At 63.7% G+C, this 15,393-nt stretch carries 16 protein-coding genes; 10 read left to right on the forward strand and 6 right to left on the reverse strand.

Annotated elements, in window-relative coordinates; genetic code table 11:
- Window positions 1-2: 2 nt before the first annotated feature.
- Window positions 3-1,565 (forward strand): methyl-accepting chemotaxis protein, encoded by a 1,563-nt coding sequence (locus B0G77_RS30325; RefSeq protein ID WP_133665571.1) that lies wholly within the window; start codon window positions 3-5, stop codon window positions 1,563-1,565.
- 244 nt (window positions 1,566-1,809) lie between these two features.
- Complete coding sequence (locus B0G77_RS30330) at window positions 1,810-2,970, forward strand: aromatic ring-hydroxylating dioxygenase subunit alpha (RefSeq protein ID WP_133665572.1); 1,161 nt, start codon at window positions 1,810-1,812, stop codon at window positions 2,968-2,970.
- A gap of 124 nt (window positions 2,971-3,094) precedes the next feature.
- On the opposite strand, the gene B0G77_RS30340 is transcribed toward B0G77_RS30330, so the two are convergent.
- Entirely contained in the window at window positions 3,095-3,985 is an 891-nt protein-coding gene (locus tag B0G77_RS30340; protein ID WP_133665573.1) for a LysR family transcriptional regulator, read from the reverse strand.
- A 193-nt stretch (window positions 3,986-4,178) separates the two neighbouring features.
- Between B0G77_RS30340 and B0G77_RS30345 the strand changes: the two genes are divergently transcribed.
- Both B0G77_RS30345 and B0G77_RS30350 read left to right on the forward strand, forming a co-directional pair.
- Window positions 4,179-4,904, forward strand: a complete 726-nt coding sequence (locus B0G77_RS30345) for a pirin family protein (RefSeq protein ID WP_133665574.1) — start codon at window positions 4,179-4,181, stop codon at window positions 4,902-4,904.
- A 50-nt stretch (window positions 4,905-4,954) separates the two neighbouring features.
- Window positions 4,955-5,365 carry a DoxX family protein gene (locus tag B0G77_RS30350; RefSeq protein WP_133665575.1) on the forward strand — a complete coding sequence of 137 codons (411 nt, stop codon included), beginning with the start codon at window positions 4,955-4,957 and terminating at the stop codon, window positions 5,363-5,365.
- 72 nt (window positions 5,366-5,437) lie between these two features.
- On the opposite strand, the gene B0G77_RS30355 is transcribed toward B0G77_RS30350, so the two are convergent.
- Window positions 5,438-6,304 carry an AraC family transcriptional regulator gene (locus B0G77_RS30355; RefSeq protein ID WP_243751409.1) on the reverse strand — a complete coding sequence of 289 codons (867 nt, stop codon included), beginning with the start codon at window positions 6,302-6,304 and terminating at the stop codon, window positions 5,438-5,440.
- Between the two features lie 225 nt (window positions 6,305-6,529).
- On the opposite strand from B0G77_RS30355, the gene B0G77_RS30360 reads away from it, so the two are divergent.
- From B0G77_RS30360 to B0G77_RS30385, 6 genes are all read left to right on the forward strand, one after another.
- Window positions 6,530-7,435, forward strand: coding sequence for an EamA family transporter (locus tag B0G77_RS30360; protein ID WP_133665577.1), 906 nt, complete (start codon window positions 6,530-6,532; stop codon window positions 7,433-7,435).
- A 260-nt stretch (window positions 7,436-7,695) separates the two neighbouring features.
- Window positions 7,696-8,079, forward strand: coding sequence for a hypothetical protein (locus B0G77_RS30365; protein ID WP_133665578.1), 384 nt, complete (start codon window positions 7,696-7,698; stop codon window positions 8,077-8,079).
- Window positions 8,080-8,095: 16 nt separating this feature from the next.
- The gene (locus B0G77_RS30370; RefSeq protein WP_133665579.1) at window positions 8,096-8,506 is read left to right on the forward strand and encodes a hypothetical protein; all 411 of its coding nucleotides are present in this window, start codon (window positions 8,096-8,098) and stop codon (window positions 8,504-8,506) included.
- A gap of 22 nt (window positions 8,507-8,528) precedes the next feature.
- Entirely contained in the window at window positions 8,529-9,005 is a 477-nt protein-coding gene (locus tag B0G77_RS30375; RefSeq protein ID WP_133665580.1) for a lytic transglycosylase domain-containing protein, read from the forward strand.
- Window positions 9,006-9,258: 253 nt separating this feature from the next.
- Window positions 9,259-9,519 (forward strand): hypothetical protein, encoded by a 261-nt coding sequence (locus B0G77_RS30380; RefSeq protein WP_133666946.1) that lies wholly within the window; start codon window positions 9,259-9,261, stop codon window positions 9,517-9,519.
- 155 nt (window positions 9,520-9,674) lie between these two features.
- The gene (locus tag B0G77_RS30385) at window positions 9,675-10,136 is read left to right on the forward strand and encodes a GNAT family N-acetyltransferase (protein ID WP_133665581.1); all 462 of its coding nucleotides are present in this window, start codon (window positions 9,675-9,677) and stop codon (window positions 10,134-10,136) included.
- 80 nt (window positions 10,137-10,216) lie between these two features.
- Here B0G77_RS30385 and B0G77_RS30390 read toward each other — a convergent pair whose 3' ends face one another.
- Genes B0G77_RS30390 through B0G77_RS30405 form a run of 4 tightly spaced genes read right to left on the reverse strand, consistent with a single transcriptional unit; the run spans window position 10,217 to window position 15,386 of the window.
- Window positions 10,217-11,620, reverse strand: a complete 1,404-nt coding sequence (locus B0G77_RS30390; protein WP_133665582.1) for an MFS transporter — start codon at window positions 11,618-11,620, stop codon at window positions 10,217-10,219.
- Between the two features lie 27 nt (window positions 11,621-11,647).
- Window positions 11,648-12,901: an FAD-dependent oxidoreductase gene (locus B0G77_RS30395; protein ID WP_133665583.1), complete on the reverse strand. Its 1,254-nt coding sequence runs from the start codon at window positions 12,899-12,901 to the stop codon at window positions 11,648-11,650.
- The gene (locus tag B0G77_RS30400; RefSeq protein ID WP_133665584.1) at window positions 12,898-13,860 is read right to left on the reverse strand and encodes a VOC family protein; all 963 of its coding nucleotides are present in this window, start codon (window positions 13,858-13,860) and stop codon (window positions 12,898-12,900) included. Before B0G77_RS30400 ends, B0G77_RS30395 begins: the two co-directional genes overlap by 4 nt.
- Window positions 13,857-15,386 carry an aldehyde dehydrogenase gene (locus tag B0G77_RS30405; RefSeq protein WP_133665585.1) on the reverse strand — a complete coding sequence of 510 codons (1,530 nt, stop codon included), beginning with the start codon at window positions 15,384-15,386 and terminating at the stop codon, window positions 13,857-13,859. The genes B0G77_RS30400 and B0G77_RS30405 overlap by 4 nt, the downstream gene beginning before the upstream one ends.
- Between the last annotated feature and the right edge of the window lie 7 nt (window positions 15,387-15,393).

Consider the following 15,393-nt stretch of genomic DNA (forward strand, 5'->3'; position numbering starts at 1 on the left):
CCATGAAAAATCTGACGATCAATACGCGGATCGCGCTCACGATCGCCTTCCTCGGCGTGCTCCTGATTGCGACGGGTGTCCTCGGCATTCTCGGCATGGCCGAAAGCAATGAGGCGCAGCGCGAAGCGTATTCGGTTCACTTTGCTTCGGTGGTGGCGCTCGGCAAGTCCGCCACTGCGATGTCCCGCGCGCGTTTCGGTCTCGACTGGGCGATGGCGAATCCCCACTCGCCGCAACTGTCCACGCAGCTCGACCGCGCGAAGATGCTGCTCGGTGAATCGGACAAGTGGTGGGCAACGTTTCGCGATCTGCCGAAAACACCGCAGCTGCAAACGCTCACCGAGGATCTCGGCGCGAAGCGCACCGCGGTGCTGCGCGACGGCATCGACCAGCTGATCGAAGCCATCCATACTGGCGACGCAAGCTGGATGGACGAAAGCCGCGCGAATCATCTGATCGGTCTGTACACCGCGATGAACGCAAGCCAGAGCGCGCTCGAGCAGTATCTGAACGACCAGGCCCAGGACGCAAGCGACCACTCCGCCACGCTCTTTCACACGTTGCTGGCGGCTTGTGCCGCTAGCGTCGTGCTCGGTCTGACGGTTGCGTTCTTTAGCTGGAGAACGCTGCGCAGCGCGATCATGTCGCCGCTGCGCGACGCGATGCGCCAGTTCGACGCCATCGCCGCCGGCGAACTGACGACCCGCGTGGCGATCCGCTCCGACGACGAAATGGGCGCCTTGCTACATGGTCTCGCGGCCATGCAGGACAAGCTCGGTGCAACAGTGACCAACGTGCGCACGGGTTCGCATTCGATCGCGACCTCGACGCAGCAGATCGCCGCCGGCAATCTCGACCTGTCGCAACGGACGGAAGAGCAGGCCGCCTCGCTCGAAGAGACCGCGTCGGCGATGGAGCAGCTCACCGCAACAGTGCAACTGAACGCCGCCAATGCGCAGCATGCGAGCGAACTCGCGCTCGGCGCATCGGACATGGCGGCGCGCGGACGTCACGCCGTCGGCAGCATGGTCGAGACGATGCGGGCGATTCACGCCGGCTCGTCGAAGATGACAGGCATCATCACCGCGATCGAAGGCATCGCGTTCCAGACCAACATTCTTGCGCTGAACGCCGCTGTCGAAGCCGCGCGCGCCGGTGAAGAAGGACGCGGCTTTGCCGTCGTCGCGGGCGAAGTGCGCAGCCTCGCACAGCGCTCGTCCGCGGCGGCGAAGGAGATCGGCACGCTGATCGCCGAGTCGACGGGGCGCGTGGAAACCGGCGCGGGTCTCGTCAACGAAGCGGGCAACACGATGCAGGAAATCGAAACCGCGACTACGCGCGTCGCGCGCCTCGTCGGCGAAATTGCCCAGGCTTCGCAGGAACAGAGCGACGGCATCCAGCAGGTCAGCCTCGCCGTCACGCAGATGGATGAGGTCACGCAGCAGAACGCGGCGCTCGTCGAGGAAAGCGCGGCGACGGCCGCGTCACTCGCGGAGCAGGCGCGCAAGCTGAGCGAGCTGACCGCATCGTTCAAGGTCGCGGGCGAGAACAACGTCTACGCATGACAGAACGTCCGGTGACCGGATAGCGAACGCATAAGCAGATAACAACCGGCTAACAACCAGGTGGAAACCGGATGGCGCCTGACAAGCAGCCGTGCAGCTCACTCCCGTGACCACGAAACGCATGCGATCACGTCCGATCAAAACTCCGGCGTGACCCTTGTTCGAGTAGACTGACCGACGTTGTCTTCATGTTCTTTAGAGTCAACTCACCGGGCTGGCTCGGTCGCGCAAGGAGGCGTTACCCATGCATGCAGTCCCCACGCTCGAAAGCGGCACCCGCAACGATGCTGCTTCCGGAGCAAGCGCGGAGGCGCCCGTGCGCGACCTGCGCCGCGTCCCTATTCATCCCGACCACTGGTATCCCCTGGCGTGGTCGCACGAAGTCAAGCGCGGCAAGGCCCATGGCGTGCGCTTCGCCGGCCAGCCGATCGTGATCGTGCGCACGGAATCCGGCACTGTGTTCGCGCTGGAGGATCGCTGCGCGCATCGACAGGTGCCGCTGCACGCAGGCGTGGTCAAGGGCGAATCGATCCGCTGCTGCTATCACGGCTGGACCTACGATTGCACCGGCCGCTGCATCGACGTGCCGTATCTGGGCCGGGAGCGGCTGCCCAATGGCGTGCGTTCGTATCCGTGCCGCGAAAAGGAAGGCCTGATCTTCGTATTCCCCGGCGACGCTGCGATTGCTGAAGAACGGCCGTTACCCGAACTGGGTTCGGTGGCCGACAAGACGTACAAGACCCGTCGCTTTGGCCGCGAGGTGAAGTGTCACTATTCGTTCATGCACGAGAACCTGATGGACATGAACCATCAGTTCCTGCATCGCAGGCAGATGGGTCAGATGCGCGCGCGTTCACTGGGACGCCGTCGCGGTGACGACTGGGTCGAAGTGAACTATACGTTCGCGCGGATGGAGGGCAAGCAGCCGGTCGGCGAGGCGCTCGTGTTCGGTCAGAGCCGTACGGACGGAGGGCAGAACGACAAGGACGTCATGACGATCCGTACCTGCTATCCGTACCAGACGCTGCAGATCCGCACCGCCGCGCAGAATCTCGTGATGAACCTGTGGATCGTGTATGTGCCGCTCGATGCGGAACAGCGCACCAACCGCACGTTCGGCCTGCTGTCGATCAAGAAGCCGGGCATTCCCGGCGCGCTCGACCTGGCGTGGCCGTTGCTCGTGTGGTTCACGGAACGCATCTTCAAGGAAGATCGCGAGATCGTCGAAGCGGAACAGGAAGCGCACGACAAACAGGGCTCGGACTGGAATCACGAGGTGTTTCCTGTGATCCTCGAACTGCGGGATCTGCTGCGTGAGCGCGGTGTGCTGGAATTGACGCCACGCGGCGCGAGTCATGAAACCAGGGCAGAGGCATGGCAACCGTTGACGCGAATGCCACGCTGATCGTCATCGACATGCAGACCGGCATCCAGCATCCGAAGCTGGGCCGGCGCACCAATCCGCACAACCGTGCAGGTCCCCGACGCGGCTGCCACGGGGCAATCGCACCACAACACCAGCGCGGCAGTCAGATGGCGGTCTTCCCGGCCAACTCCTCACGCAGGAACGATGTGAACGCTCGAATCGTGCTGGAGCGCTGCCGATGCTGCGGGTAAACCGCGTATAGCCCGAACGGCGGCGGCTCGAATGCCTGCAACACGGCGACGAGCGTACCGACCTTCAATGCATGCGCGACGATGAACTCAGGTAACACCGCGATGCCGAGGCCGGCGGCGGCAGCATCGCGGATCAGTTCGCCATTGTTCACATGCAGCCGGCCATCCACTTCGACCGCCTTGCGCGCGCCGCCGATCACGAACTCCCACGTCACGGGACGCTCGTGCCCATACAACAGACATTCATGCGCATCGAGTTCTAGCGGACTCGACGGTTCACCGCGCCGTCTGCGGTAACCCGGGCTGCAGCACGCCACGACGTGGAGGTCGGCGATCTTCTGTGCGATCAGCGTCGAATCGGCCAGCATGCCGATGCGGATCGCCATGTCGAAACCTTCGCCGATCACGTCCACCGAGCGGTCGCTCAGCACGATATCGAAGCGCACCGCGTCGTTACGCTTCAGGAACTCAGTGACAAGCGGCGACAGATGTGTCATGCCGAACGACATCGGCGCACTCACGCGCAGCAGCCCACGCGGCTCCGCGTGTTGCGACGACATCGCCTGCTCCGCGTCTTCCACTTCGGCGACGATGCGGCGCGCGCGATCGTACAGTTCGCGGCCGAGGTCGGTCACTGCCAGCTTGCGCGTATTGCGCACCAGCAGGCGCACACCGAGTTCGGCTTCGAGCGCCATCACGCGTCGGCTTACGAACTGCTTCGACAGTGACAGCTTGCGGGAAGCCGCCGTGAAGCTCTGTGCGTCGACCGTGGCGAGAAAAATTCTCAGGTCATCCAGTTGCATCGCTGCCCACCCTCATCTGCCGCCTCGTTTGCAGTACAACCTGGCCGCTGATTGTCCACCCTAATGAGACGATCTGTCATTTTCAGGCGTGATTATAACGCCCTGAATTGACCTAAACTTGCATCACATCGCGACACCGACGGCCACCCGTAGCACCAGCCATCGACGCGCAACGCCTAACTGGAGAACCATCATGCTAGACATTCGCAAAGCAGATCAACGCGGTCGGGGCGAGCACGGCTGGCTCAGCTCGCGTCACAGCTTTTCATTCGCGCAGTATTTCGACCCGCAGCAAGTCGGCTTCTCCGACCTGCTCGTGATCAATGACGACCGCGTCGCTCCCGCCCGCGGTTTCGGCAAGCATCCGCACCGTGACATGGAGATCTTTTCGTATGTTCTGGAAGGCGCGCTGGAACACGCGGACACGATGGGCACGGGCTCGGTCATCCGTCCCGGCGACGTGCAGCTCATGAGCGCAGGCACGGGCGTCGCCCACAGCGAGTACAACCACTCGAAGCGCGAACCGGTGCATTTCATGCAGATCTGGATCGCACCGTCGACAAATGGCGCTGAGCCGCGTTATCAGCAAAAGCACTTTTCGGAGGCCGACAAGCGCGGCGCCCTGCGTCTCATCATCTCGCCGGATGGCGCGAATGATTCGCTCGAGGTGCGTCAGGATGCGCGTGTCTACGCCGGGCTTTTCGATGGCGACGAACAGGCGCGCCTCGAACTGCCAGCCGACCGCTTTGCCTACATTCATGTGGCCCGCGGCAGCGTGTCGGTGAACGGCACACGCCTGAATGAAGGCGATGGCGCACGTGTTCGCAACGAATCCGCGCTGACCTTCTCGGAAGGCGACGGTGCAGAAGTGCTCGTATTCGACCTCCGGCCGATCGAAGTTTCCGCCCTCTGGTCCTGATGGACTGAAGTCCTCATACCCTATAGATGGATCGAAAGGAGAAACACAAGATGAACGCAATGATTGAACGCAACAAGGACGCCCTGATTCTCGTGGCGCGTGTACTGCTAATGGTGCTGTTCGTGCTGTTCGGCTGGGCGAAGCTCACGAACTTCGGCGGAACGGTCGGCTACATGGGATCGCTCGGCGCACCGATGCCGGCCGTATCGGCCGCCATTGCGGTGGCGATGGAGTTCTTCGTCGCGATTGCGCTGATCCTCGGCGTGTTCACCCGGCCGCTGGCGCTGGTGTTCGTGCTGTACACGTTCGGCACAGCACTGATCGGCCACCATTACTGGACGCTCGACGGTGCTGAACGGATGATGAACATGATCAACTTCTACAAGAACATCAGCATCATGGGCGGCCTGCTTCTGCTCGCCGTCACGGGTCCGGGCAAGTTCGCGATCCACCGCAGCTAGACGTTAGAAGAGTTGTAACGCTCTGACGGGACGCCGACGGCGTCCCGTTTTCGTTGACTGCAGCGTGAACGATCAGATCGAACGCATCGCGCGCCGGAATGCGGACGGCGTCGCCCCGACAGCACCGCGGAAGCGATGGCTCAGGTGGCTCGAATCGGCGTAGCCGCAACGGATGGCGACCTGTTCGAGCGGAAGGTCCGTGGCGCGCAGCAGGGAGCGGGCGTGGTCGAGCCGCTGCTGCGCGATCCACGCATGCGGCGGCAGACCGAACGACGTGCGGAACATCCGCGCAAGGTGAAATTCCGACAGACACGCGACATCAGCCAGCGCGCCTAGTGTTAGCGACCCGGTCAGGTTCGCGTCGATGAAGTCGCGCAACCGGCGCCGCGTCGCCGCCGACAGCCCGCCCTTCAGCCCCGCATGTGGCCGATGCACTGATTGCGCCCGCAGCAGGAGGCTCAGCACTTCGTGCGAGGTCTCGTTGGCGCGAAGGCGTCCGTCAGGATCTTCCCAGGTCTCGTTCGCCAGCGACTGGCAAAGCTGCGCAATCTGCGCGTGTTCGAAATAGGTGCGATCGGCCAGCGTCAGTTCGCGCGGCTCGCGGTCGAGTTCCAGCACGGCGCGGCGCGTGAAGTGTTCGGGCAGAAAATACAGATGCATGAAGTGCATATGACCGCGCACCCACCAGCGCGATTCGTGATCGCCAGGCAGCGCGCAAAGGCGGCTGGGTGCGCCGTACAGTCCGGGCAGCTTATGCCGCTCGGTTCGGTAGCCGCCGTTCAGATAGCACGACAGCGTGTGATGGCCCGGCTGCTCGTAGACTGTCTCGACTTCCAGCGTATAGCGCCGCCAGATCGCGATCGCCAGCTGATCGCCCAGCCACGCGAAACGCTCGAGCGTCGCGTTCGACTCGCCCAGCGTCCGACACACCGAATGCATGCCGAAGGGTGGCTCAGCGAGATCGATCAGCGAATCGGGCGGACGGGGGTTCACGGGGCGTAGGTGGTATGACGGGCTGGAGGGTTCGAGTATAGGGTGAACGCCGGGTGAACGCGTGCGCGGCACTTCGTTCACCCGGCAAAAGAGCGCAATCCTGGACAAATGCAAAGACGCGTTGCGGCGCATAGTCGGGCTCCCGAAATTGCCGCCTGCGCCTCGCCTGCCATGAATCTTTCGCTCTACGCCCTGACCGTGCTGATCTGGGGCACGACCTGGATCGCCATCAAGTGGCAGCTCGGCGTGACGCCGCCCCCGGTTTCGATTGCGTGGCGTTTCTGGATCGCGGCGCTGGTGCTGTTCGCATTGCTGCGCATCATGCGCCGCCCGATATGGCCGGCGCGCGCCGCCTGGCCCTACCTCGCGGCGCAAGGGCTCGCGCTCTTCTGCGTGAACTTCCTCTGCTTCTACTATGCCGAGCAGGTCGTGCCGAGCGGACTCGTCGCCGTGGTGTTTTCGACCGCGCCGTTGCTGAACTCGATCAACGGCCGCCTCTTCATGGGCCGCAAACTGCAGCCATCGGTGATCGTCGGGGCGTTGCTGGGTCTGATCGGGATTGCCTGCCTGTTCGAGCAGCAGATGGCTGGCCATGCGGGCGACCTCGTCATGTGGCGCGGACTCGCAATCGCATTTCTGGGGACGATGTGTTTTTCGGCGGGCAACCTGCTGTCCAGCCGGATGCAGGGGATGGGTCTGCATCCGCTCGTCACCAACGGCTGGGCGATGCTGATCGGCGCGAGCGTGTTGACAGTCGGCAGCCTCGCCGCCGGCCTGCCGTTCGCGTTGGAGCCGGAGCCGCGCTACCTGGGCGCGCTGCTGTATCTCGCGATTCCGGGATCGGTGATTGGCTTTACGGCTTATCTGACGCTCGTCGGTCGGATCGGGCCGGAACGCGCCGCGTATTGCACGGTGCTGTTTCCGATTGTCGCGCTGGCGGTTTCGACTGTGTTTGAAGGCTACCAGTGGTCGATTCTGGCCGTGGTCGGGCTGGTGCTGGTGGTCGCGGGAAATCTTGTCGCCTTCGACCTGACGCGCCGGATGTTTGGCGCACGCGTCACGAAGCGCCCGGCGTAGCCCACCGCACACGCGGCGGGTCCTGCGCCCGCCGCCTAGGCCGCCGCCTTCCGATGTCAGGCCACGGTATTTAACCGCCTGTTGCCGCACCCAGCTTGTAGCGGTTGGCCGTGTGAATCCCGTCAATACAGGAAACGCTTAATACAATCATTTGGGAATGTTTCACGCCGTGTGCCTTGCCTGGCAATCGTTTGCGCATTGAGGGGTAAACCATTCGCCGTCCCTGCCGATAAGGCAATTTCCATTCGAAGGGGACAAACTTGAAACTGCTAGCCAGCCTCCTCGTTGTGTCCGTGCTCGCCGGGTGCGCTCAGTTGCAAGCCGGCCGCACCGACGCGAACTCCGATGCGCACGCCGACGCCCATGCCGCGCCGGTCAACCTCGTCGACTTCGTCATACCGGCGGACGCGCTCGGCGCCCGGGATCCCAAGCTGACCGAAATCCTCACCAAGGTGGGGAGCGTAGCCTCAAAGCAGTCACAGTCAACGACCATAGTCGTCGCCGCTCTTCCGCAGGACTTTGCCTGGCTGAACCAGTCGATCCGGCGAGGGATTGCGCCTCAGCGGACGAACTCGATCCAGCTGGAGAACCTGGCCGTTGGAAGCTGCCAGCCGTACAGCATTCAGGTCAGACCGACCGAATAACCCGGGGTCACTCGCCATGTTTCGATTCACCCTCCTCGTCGCGACATTCGCGTCCACGACCGCGCTTGCCGGCTCACCGGCGGACGATGCTTCGTCGCATGCTGCGGGCTCCGCAGCGGCAAAGCCGGTCGCAGCGGCAGCCAGCCCGAACCAGCTCCTTCCGCCGCTCCCGCCGCTGGCTTCCCTGCCTGCCGCTGTCGCAGCGAGCGTCGACGAGGCGCCACCCACGCCGGGCAGCCCGTCTGCGAAGAAGTCGAAGCGCCCTCCTGGCCGGAAAGCGCCCGAAGCCTCCGTGCGCCTGGTGGTGACCGACAAGTCGCGTCTATATCTCACAGATGTGGAACGGCAACTCGATGCAATGCTGCAAGCCGGTCCATCCGACCGACGCCCTTCACCCGCCGCGCAGGCAGTCGCCTTGTCGCGATAGCCAGCCGCCGGAGGCAAGCTTGATGATCAACATGTTGCTCTTTGTGCCGTTGCGCTGGCTGCGGATCGCCCTCGTTTTGCTTCTGGCTGTGGCAGCTGCCGCATTGCCGGGCGTCGCTCACGCGGATGAAAACTGCTTCGAGGAAGCGGGCGTCTATCAAGGTGTGAACCCCGTCATCCTGAAGGCCATCGCCTGGTTCGAGTCGAAAGGCGATCCGGAAGCCGTGCATCGCAACGCCGACGGTAGCGTGGACGTCGGCCAGGCGCAGATCAACTCCGTGCATTTCGGTGAACTGCGCCGCAACGGCGTGCCTCCGGGCGCGCTCAGGAACGCGTGCGTCAACATCTATGTCGCGGCATGGATGCTGAAGCAGAAGATGCTGCGCTATGGCAACACCTGGCGAGCAATCGGCGCTTTCCATTCGGAGACGCCCAAGCTCCGCGACCAGTACGCACGGGACATACACGCCGTGCTCGTCTCCTGGGGCAACGCGGAGTAAGGGATTTCCGCGCGCTGTCAGGTGCGCACGACGAGGTGCCCGCAAAGACTCCGAAAGAGGCTGCTAGCCACCCGCAGACCGGATCGCGGAATCCGCGTTCGCGCGACGCCCGTCGAAGAAGATCGTGGCCGCAATATCCGCTACTCTTTTTGGAAAGGACGTGGACGAACGAATCGCCCTGCTTCGTTGCTGGCCGGCTGCCGCCAGATGCGGGAGCCATAGGCTTTCTGCGATTGCAGTTAGACTATTCATCATGGACAAATGCCGTTACTGCGAAAAAGTCCGTGACGAGCTGGATTGCCACGGGCCCGAATGCCGGAGAGCCATCGCCAAGGCTCTGCGGCGCCGGCGCGCGGGGCTGCCGATGGTGCCGAACGTCATCCGCAATGAGATTCCCGCTGGCGCATCCACCGGCGAGGTCATTACCGTACTGTCGCGCCAGCGCCTGCGCGCTCGCCGCGGCAACGAAGAACGCCGGGAGCGCAAAGAAGTAGAGGGTGGTGACGGAGACTGACGGTCCGCGCGTGAATCGATAAAACGTAGCGTGGCTCCAGATTCCCGTCTCATTGTGGGCCTAACAATAGCACCACAAATTTCCTATCCTTGCGTGGATCGACCGGGATCGAAAATCGCAGATTGCCGGCCGCACACGCCAAAGGAGCCACCAACTTGACCGCCCCCACCCACGTTCGCCCCGTCACACGCGACGACTTCGACAACTGGCTGCCGCTCTGGGACGCGTACAACGCGTTCTACGGACGCTCCGGCGAAACCGCATTGCCGCGCGACATTACCGATCTCACCTGGTCGCGCTTCTTCGACGGTTACGAGCCCATGCATGCGCTGGTCGCCGAAAGCGACGGCAAGCTGCTGGGCCTCGTGCACTACCTGTTCCATCGACACACGACGATGGCCGGCCCGATCTGCTATCTGCAGGATCTGTACACGGTGGAAACGGCTCGTGGAAAAGGCATCGGCCGGGCGTTGATCAACGCCGTGTACGCGCAGGCGAAAGCGGCGAACTCGCAGCGCGTCTACTGGCAGACGCATGAAACGAATCACACGGCGATGCGCCTATACGATGACGTCGCCGACCGTTCAGGCTTTGTGGTCTATCGCAAGGCCTTGTAGAAGTCGCACGACGACCCACAAGCAGAAAGGGCACGCCTTACGGCGCGCCCTTTCTGCTTTCTTCTACGCTAAAGCCTGAATCAGGCCTCCAGTTGCTCCAGCACCTTGCCCTTCGTCTCGATCCCGAGGAAGTGCACGGTGATCGCCGCAAGGAACGGCACGGCCGCGAGGATATAGAACGCGACGTCGAGATTGCCGCCGATCATCGTCTTCGACACGATGGCCGGCGCGAAGATCGCCGCCACCTTCAGCCACGCGCCGCCGACGCCACAGCCGAACGCACGGATGCTGGTCGGGTAAAGCTCAGGCGTGTAGACATACGCCGTGATGAAGCCGCAAGCCAGCAACCCGAGCGCCAGGGCGCAGAACGTCGCGACCACATACACCGACGACGCGTGGAACACGCCGGCCAGTACCAGTGACAGCGCACACAGCAGGAACGACACGTTGATGATCGGCTTGCGTCCCACCTTGTCGACCAGCAGCGCGCAAGTCAGCGACCCGAGCACGCCTAGCACCGAAGCCGCGACGGCCAGATTCAACGCGAGTTGCAGCGGCGCGTGATAAACGGTGCGGTAGATCGTCGGCAACCAGGTCGACAGACCATACTGGATGAAGCCGCAGGTGATCCAGAGCATCGCGACCGCCAGCGTGCGCTTCAGGTAAGCCGGGCCGAACAGGTCTTTCATGCGGCGCTTCGGATGGCGATTCGCCAGCGCGTCGAATTCCGCCGCTTGCGTAACGGGCGCGAGCGAGCCCTTCGCGGTGCGTTCGAACGCCTGCACGGCAGCGTCGGCATCGTTCATCCGTTCGCGCTCGGCGAGCCAGCGCGGCGATTCCGGCACGAGCTTGCGCAGCGTGAAGAACAGGATCAACGGCATACCGCCGATAAAGTACATCGCTTCCCAACCGAAACGCGGCACGATCCAGGCGCCGAGCGCGTTCGATGCGAGCAACCCGATCGGAAACACGATTTCATATAGCAGCACGAAGCGGCCGCGGCCGTGCGCACGGCTGATTTCGTTGATGTACGTGGCCGCCACCGGCAATTCACCACCCAGCCCGAAGCCCTGAATCACGCGCAGCGCGACGAACACAACGAAGGTCGGCGCAAACCCGCACGCGATACTCGTCAAACCGATGATCCCCGAACTCCAGGCGATGGCGCGCACGCGGCCATGACGCTCGGCGAGCCAGGGGAACAGGAACGCTCCAAATAGCTGGCCGACCGAACCCGAAGCGATCAGAAAGCCGATCTCCCACGGCGTCAGATGCCATTTCTGGATCAGGATCGGCAGCGTCGCGGCAATCGCGATGACGTCGAAGCCATCGAAAAACGTTGCCAGTCCGATCAGGATCCGCGCGCGGATCTGCATTGCGTTGGTCGGCAGCCGCTCGAGCCGCGCAATGATCGATCCCCGCGTGACGGGGCCGAAGACACCGGCGCCGCCTCGATGCTCAATGATGTTGTCGATGGTTCTCATGCCTGGTGTCCCGTGCCGTTGTTGGGGTTACGCGAGTGCTTTGGCGGCGTCGGTCAACGTCGCGAGGTCGATCGTGCGTCCCTGGTTCATCCATTTCCGCGCGAGCTTCAGGTCGCGCGGCGTGTTGATTGCGATTGCCCCGCGCAGGATGCCGTCCCGTACGAAGAACAGCGTTGCGCGTTTTTCCTGGACGCTGCCGCGTACTGCGAGTTCGGCGTCCACAGGAATGTCGCCGAGAATCTGTAGATTCACGTCGTACTGATCGGACCAGAACCACGGGATGTCCGCGTACGCTTCCGATACGCCAAGTACCGCTTTCGCTGCAGCGATGGCCTGGTTCTGCGCATTCGCCCACGATTCGAGCCGCACGCGGCGCTTGAGCCATGCATTCGGATGATTCGCCACGTCGCCGCACGCGAAGATACGCGGGTCGGCCGTCGCACCGAATTCGTCGACGACGATGCCGTCCGCGACCGGCAGGCCTGCCGCTTCGGCAATCGCCGTATGCGGGGCGAGGCCAATGCCGGCGACGGCGAAATCGGCGTCGATGGTTGTGCCATCCGCGAGTGTGGCGCGTACGCGGCCCGGATCGTCAGGGTGATCGTCGAGCGTGACGAGCGCTGCGCTGAGCCGTACATCGACGCCATTCGCGCGATGCAGTTCCAGCAGGAAATCCGACACAGCCGGCGGCAACGAACGCGCGCACAGACGCGGCGCGCCTTCCACTACCGCTGCTTCGACGCCGAGCTTGCGCGCGGTCGCCGCCACTTCCAGTCCAATCCAGCCGCCGCCGATGACGAGCACGCGCTGGCTCTTGCGCAGGCGCTCGCCGAGCACGACCGCTTCATCGAGCGTGCGCAGATAGGTGATGTGCGACGTCTTCACGAGCGCATCGGGCAAACGGCGCGCCGCGCCGCCCGTCGCGATCACGAGCCGGTCATACGACACTTCCCGGCCCGAGCGCGTATGCACCACGCGCGCTTCGCGGTCGACCGACGTCGCGCAATCCGGCTGCCATGCCTCGACGTTCAGCGCGGCGAAGTCGTCCGGCTTCACGATGCGCACGGTTTCGATATCCGCTTCGCCGGCGAGCACCGCTTTCGACAGCGGCGGCCGCTCGTACGGCAGATGGATTTCGTCGGCGATCATCACGAGACGGCCGTCGAAGCCTTCCTTGCGCAGCGTCTTCACGATCCAGCCCGCGGCCTGGCCACCGCCGATCACGACAATCGTCTGTGGTTCGTCGACAGCGCCTTTGCCCTGCGTCGTGTCTTCGCTCATTTTTTCTGCTCCGTCATGAACTTGCCTGCCGGCGCACTCACGTTCTTCTGACGACGCGTATTACCGTCGATGCCGCCGTCGATCGCCCATTCGGCGAACACGGTCGGGCCCGGTTCGAAGTCGCGCGGCTGCCATTCGGGCGTGAGCATGTCTTCGTCGGCGTAGTACTCGATCAGGCCGCCGGCCGGATTCTTGAAGTACCAGAAGTACGCCGACGAAACCGGATGCCGGCCCGGTCCGAGCTGCGTTTCCCAGCCGCAACGGCTGATATGCATGCCGCCGCCGAACACTTCGTGGATGTCGCGCACGGTGAACGCCACGTGATTCAGGCCGCGCTTGCCGTTGGGCAGCGCAAGCAGAAAGATGTCGTGGTGGCCGCCGTGCGGGGCGCAGCGCATGAACGCGCCGCGGCCCGGGTAACGGTCCGACATCTCGAAGCCGAGCAGTTCCTGATAGAACTTCTCCTGCTCCGCGAGGCAGTTCGTGAAGAACACGACGTGCCCCACTTCGACCGGTTCCGCGCGCTCGTAAATCGGCGACGGCTGGTCGACGCGCAACGTCTGGCCCCACACGTTAGACGGGGAGCCGTGCACGTCGACCGCCCGCTTGCGCGTGACTTCAACGCGGATCGCCATGCCGCCCGGGTCGAAACAGCCGACGGCGTCGTCCGTTTCGAAATGGCCCGGCTGACCGGCGAAGCGCCCGCGCAGTGCGTCGAGATCGGCGCGCGTGGCGACGCCCCAGGTCACTTCGCGCAACGTCGGGCCTTCTTCGAAGGCGGGCGGCAGCGACGGATCGTTCGCGTCGACGACGAGGATCGTGCAGCCGTTCAGCGTTTCGAAGCGGGCGCGTGTTTCATCGTGCGCGGTCTCTTTCAGGCCCCAATCGGCGAAAAACCGCCGACAGGTAGCGAGATCCGTCACGCCATAGGTAATCTGTTCGATGCCGAGAATGCTCATTGCTTACCTCTTGAGTGCTCTTCAATGCGCCGTTCCTGGTTAGCCCACGGCAGCGGGGCGTCGTTCAAGCCCCAGTAAAGGCTCTTTTGCTGCATGTATTCGCGGATGCCGAGGCGGCCCTTCTCGCGACCCATGCCGCTTTCCTTCCAGCCGCTGAACGGCGTCGAAATCGAAAACAGCTTGTAGGTATTGATCCACACGGTGCCCGCTTCCAGCGCACGGGCGACGCGCCATGCGCGCTTGTAGTCGCGCGTCCAGATGCCGGCGGCGAGACCGAAGACGCTGTCGTTTGCATCCTTGATCAGCGACGCTTCGTCATCGAACGGCATGGCGACCAGCACCGGCCCGAAGATTTCTTCCTGGCAGATGCGCGCGCTGTTCGGCAGACCTTCGAGGATCGTCGGCTGGTAGAAGAAGCCGTTTTCGCGTCCCTCGCCAGGCGGGCGTTCGCCGCCGCACAGCAGACGGCCGCCCTCTTCCAGCCCGAGCGCAACGTAACGTTCGACCGACTCGCGATGCTTTGCGGAAATCAGCGGACCCATCTGCGTTTCAGCGTGCGACGGATCGCCGACGCGCAGCTTGCGTGCGCCTTCGGCGAGCCGCTTCATGAATTCAGCGTAGAGGGGACGCTGCACGAAGAGCCGCGACCCCGCGATGCATGCCTCGCCCGAAGAGCTGAAAATACCGTACAGCACGCCGTTGACCGCGTGGTCGAGATCGGCGTCGTCGAATACGATGGTCGGCGATTTGCCGCCCAGTTCAAGCGACACGGGCATCAGCTTTTCAGCGGCGATACGCGCGATGCCGCGGCCAACGTCGGTGCCGCCGGTAAATGACACTTTCTTCACGAGCGGATGGCGCACCAGCGCGTCGCCGATCACCGAGCCCTTGCCGGGCAGCACGCTCAACACGCCTTTCGGCACGCCCGCTTCTTCGCAGATGCGCGCGAGCGCCAGCGAGACGAGCGGCGTCACTTCCGCCGGCTTCAGCACGACCGCGTCACCTGCTGCGAGCGCCGGCGCCAGCTTCTGCGCGTCGGAAGCGATCGGCGAGTTCCACGGCGTGATCGCCGCGATGACGCCGATCGGCTCATGCACGCTCATCGTCAGATAGTCGCCGCGCGATGGCGTCAGTTCTTCGTCGAGCGTTTCGAGGCACGCCGCGAAATAGCGGAACGTGTTCGCGGCACTCGCCACGAGGACACGCGTTTCGGCAATCGGCTTGCCGTTGTCGCGGCGTTGCAGATGCGCAAGCGCTTCGTGGCGCTGCGTGATCAGATCGGCGATGCGATACAGCACCAGTGCGCGCTGATGTGGCTTCAGTCCCGCCCAGTCCGCCTGGCGCCAGGCGAGATCGGCGGCTTCGACAGCTTCCTTCGCGTCCTCGGCGCTGGCCGTGGAGATTTCCATGTTCACCGACTGATCCGCCGGGTAAATGCTCGTGTAAGGCGCAGCGCGGCCGCGCCGCCATTCGCCGCCAATCAGGATGTCGCAGGATGGAACCAGGCTGGTATCGAAAGGAGTCATGTCTAGG

The sequence above is a fragment of the Paraburkholderia sp. BL10I2N1 genome (assembly GCF_004361815.1).
Classification (GTDB): Bacteria; Pseudomonadota; Gammaproteobacteria; order Burkholderiales; family Burkholderiaceae; genus Paraburkholderia.

Bases quoted from the DNA above. Each gene is read 5' to 3' on its own strand.
- B0G77_RS30370 (WP_133665579.1), top strand. From the start codon at position 8,096: ATGTTTCGATTCACCCTCCTCGTCGCGACATTCGCGTCCACGACCGCG.
- B0G77_RS30330 (WP_133665572.1), top strand. From the start codon at position 1,810: ATGCATGCAGTCCCCACGCTCGAAAGCGGCACCCGCAACGATGCTGCT.
- B0G77_RS30340 (WP_133665573.1), bottom strand. From the start codon at position 3,985: ATGCAACTGGATGACCTGAGAATTTTTCTCGCCACGGTCGACGCACAG.
- B0G77_RS30325 (WP_133665571.1), top strand. From the start codon at position 3: ATGAAAAATCTGACGATCAATACGCGGATCGCGCTCACGATCGCCTTC.
- B0G77_RS30345 (WP_133665574.1), top strand. From the start codon at position 4,179: ATGCTAGACATTCGCAAAGCAGATCAACGCGGTCGGGGCGAGCACGGC.
- B0G77_RS30400 (WP_133665584.1), bottom strand. From the start codon at position 13,860: ATGAGCATTCTCGGCATCGAACAGATTACCTATGGCGTGACGGATCTC.
- B0G77_RS30405 (WP_133665585.1), bottom strand. From the start codon at position 15,386: ATGACTCCTTTCGATACCAGCCTGGTTCCATCCTGCGACATCCTGATT.
- B0G77_RS30375 (WP_133665580.1), top strand. From the start codon at position 8,529: ATGATCAACATGTTGCTCTTTGTGCCGTTGCGCTGGCTGCGGATCGCC.
- B0G77_RS30360 (WP_133665577.1), top strand. From the start codon at position 6,530: ATGAATCTTTCGCTCTACGCCCTGACCGTGCTGATCTGGGGCACGACC.
- B0G77_RS30355 (WP_243751409.1), bottom strand. From the start codon at position 6,304: ATGCATTCGGTGTGTCGGACGCTGGGCGAGTCGAACGCGACGCTCGAG.
- B0G77_RS30350 (WP_133665575.1), top strand. From the start codon at position 4,955: ATGAACGCAATGATTGAACGCAACAAGGACGCCCTGATTCTCGTGGCG.
- B0G77_RS30395 (WP_133665583.1), bottom strand. From the start codon at position 12,901: ATGAGCGAAGACACGACGCAGGGCAAAGGCGCTGTCGACGAACCACAG.
- B0G77_RS30390 (WP_133665582.1), bottom strand. From the start codon at position 11,620: ATGAGAACCATCGACAACATCATTGAGCATCGAGGCGGCGCCGGTGTC.
- B0G77_RS30380 (WP_133666946.1), top strand. From the start codon at position 9,259: ATGGACAAATGCCGTTACTGCGAAAAAGTCCGTGACGAGCTGGATTGC.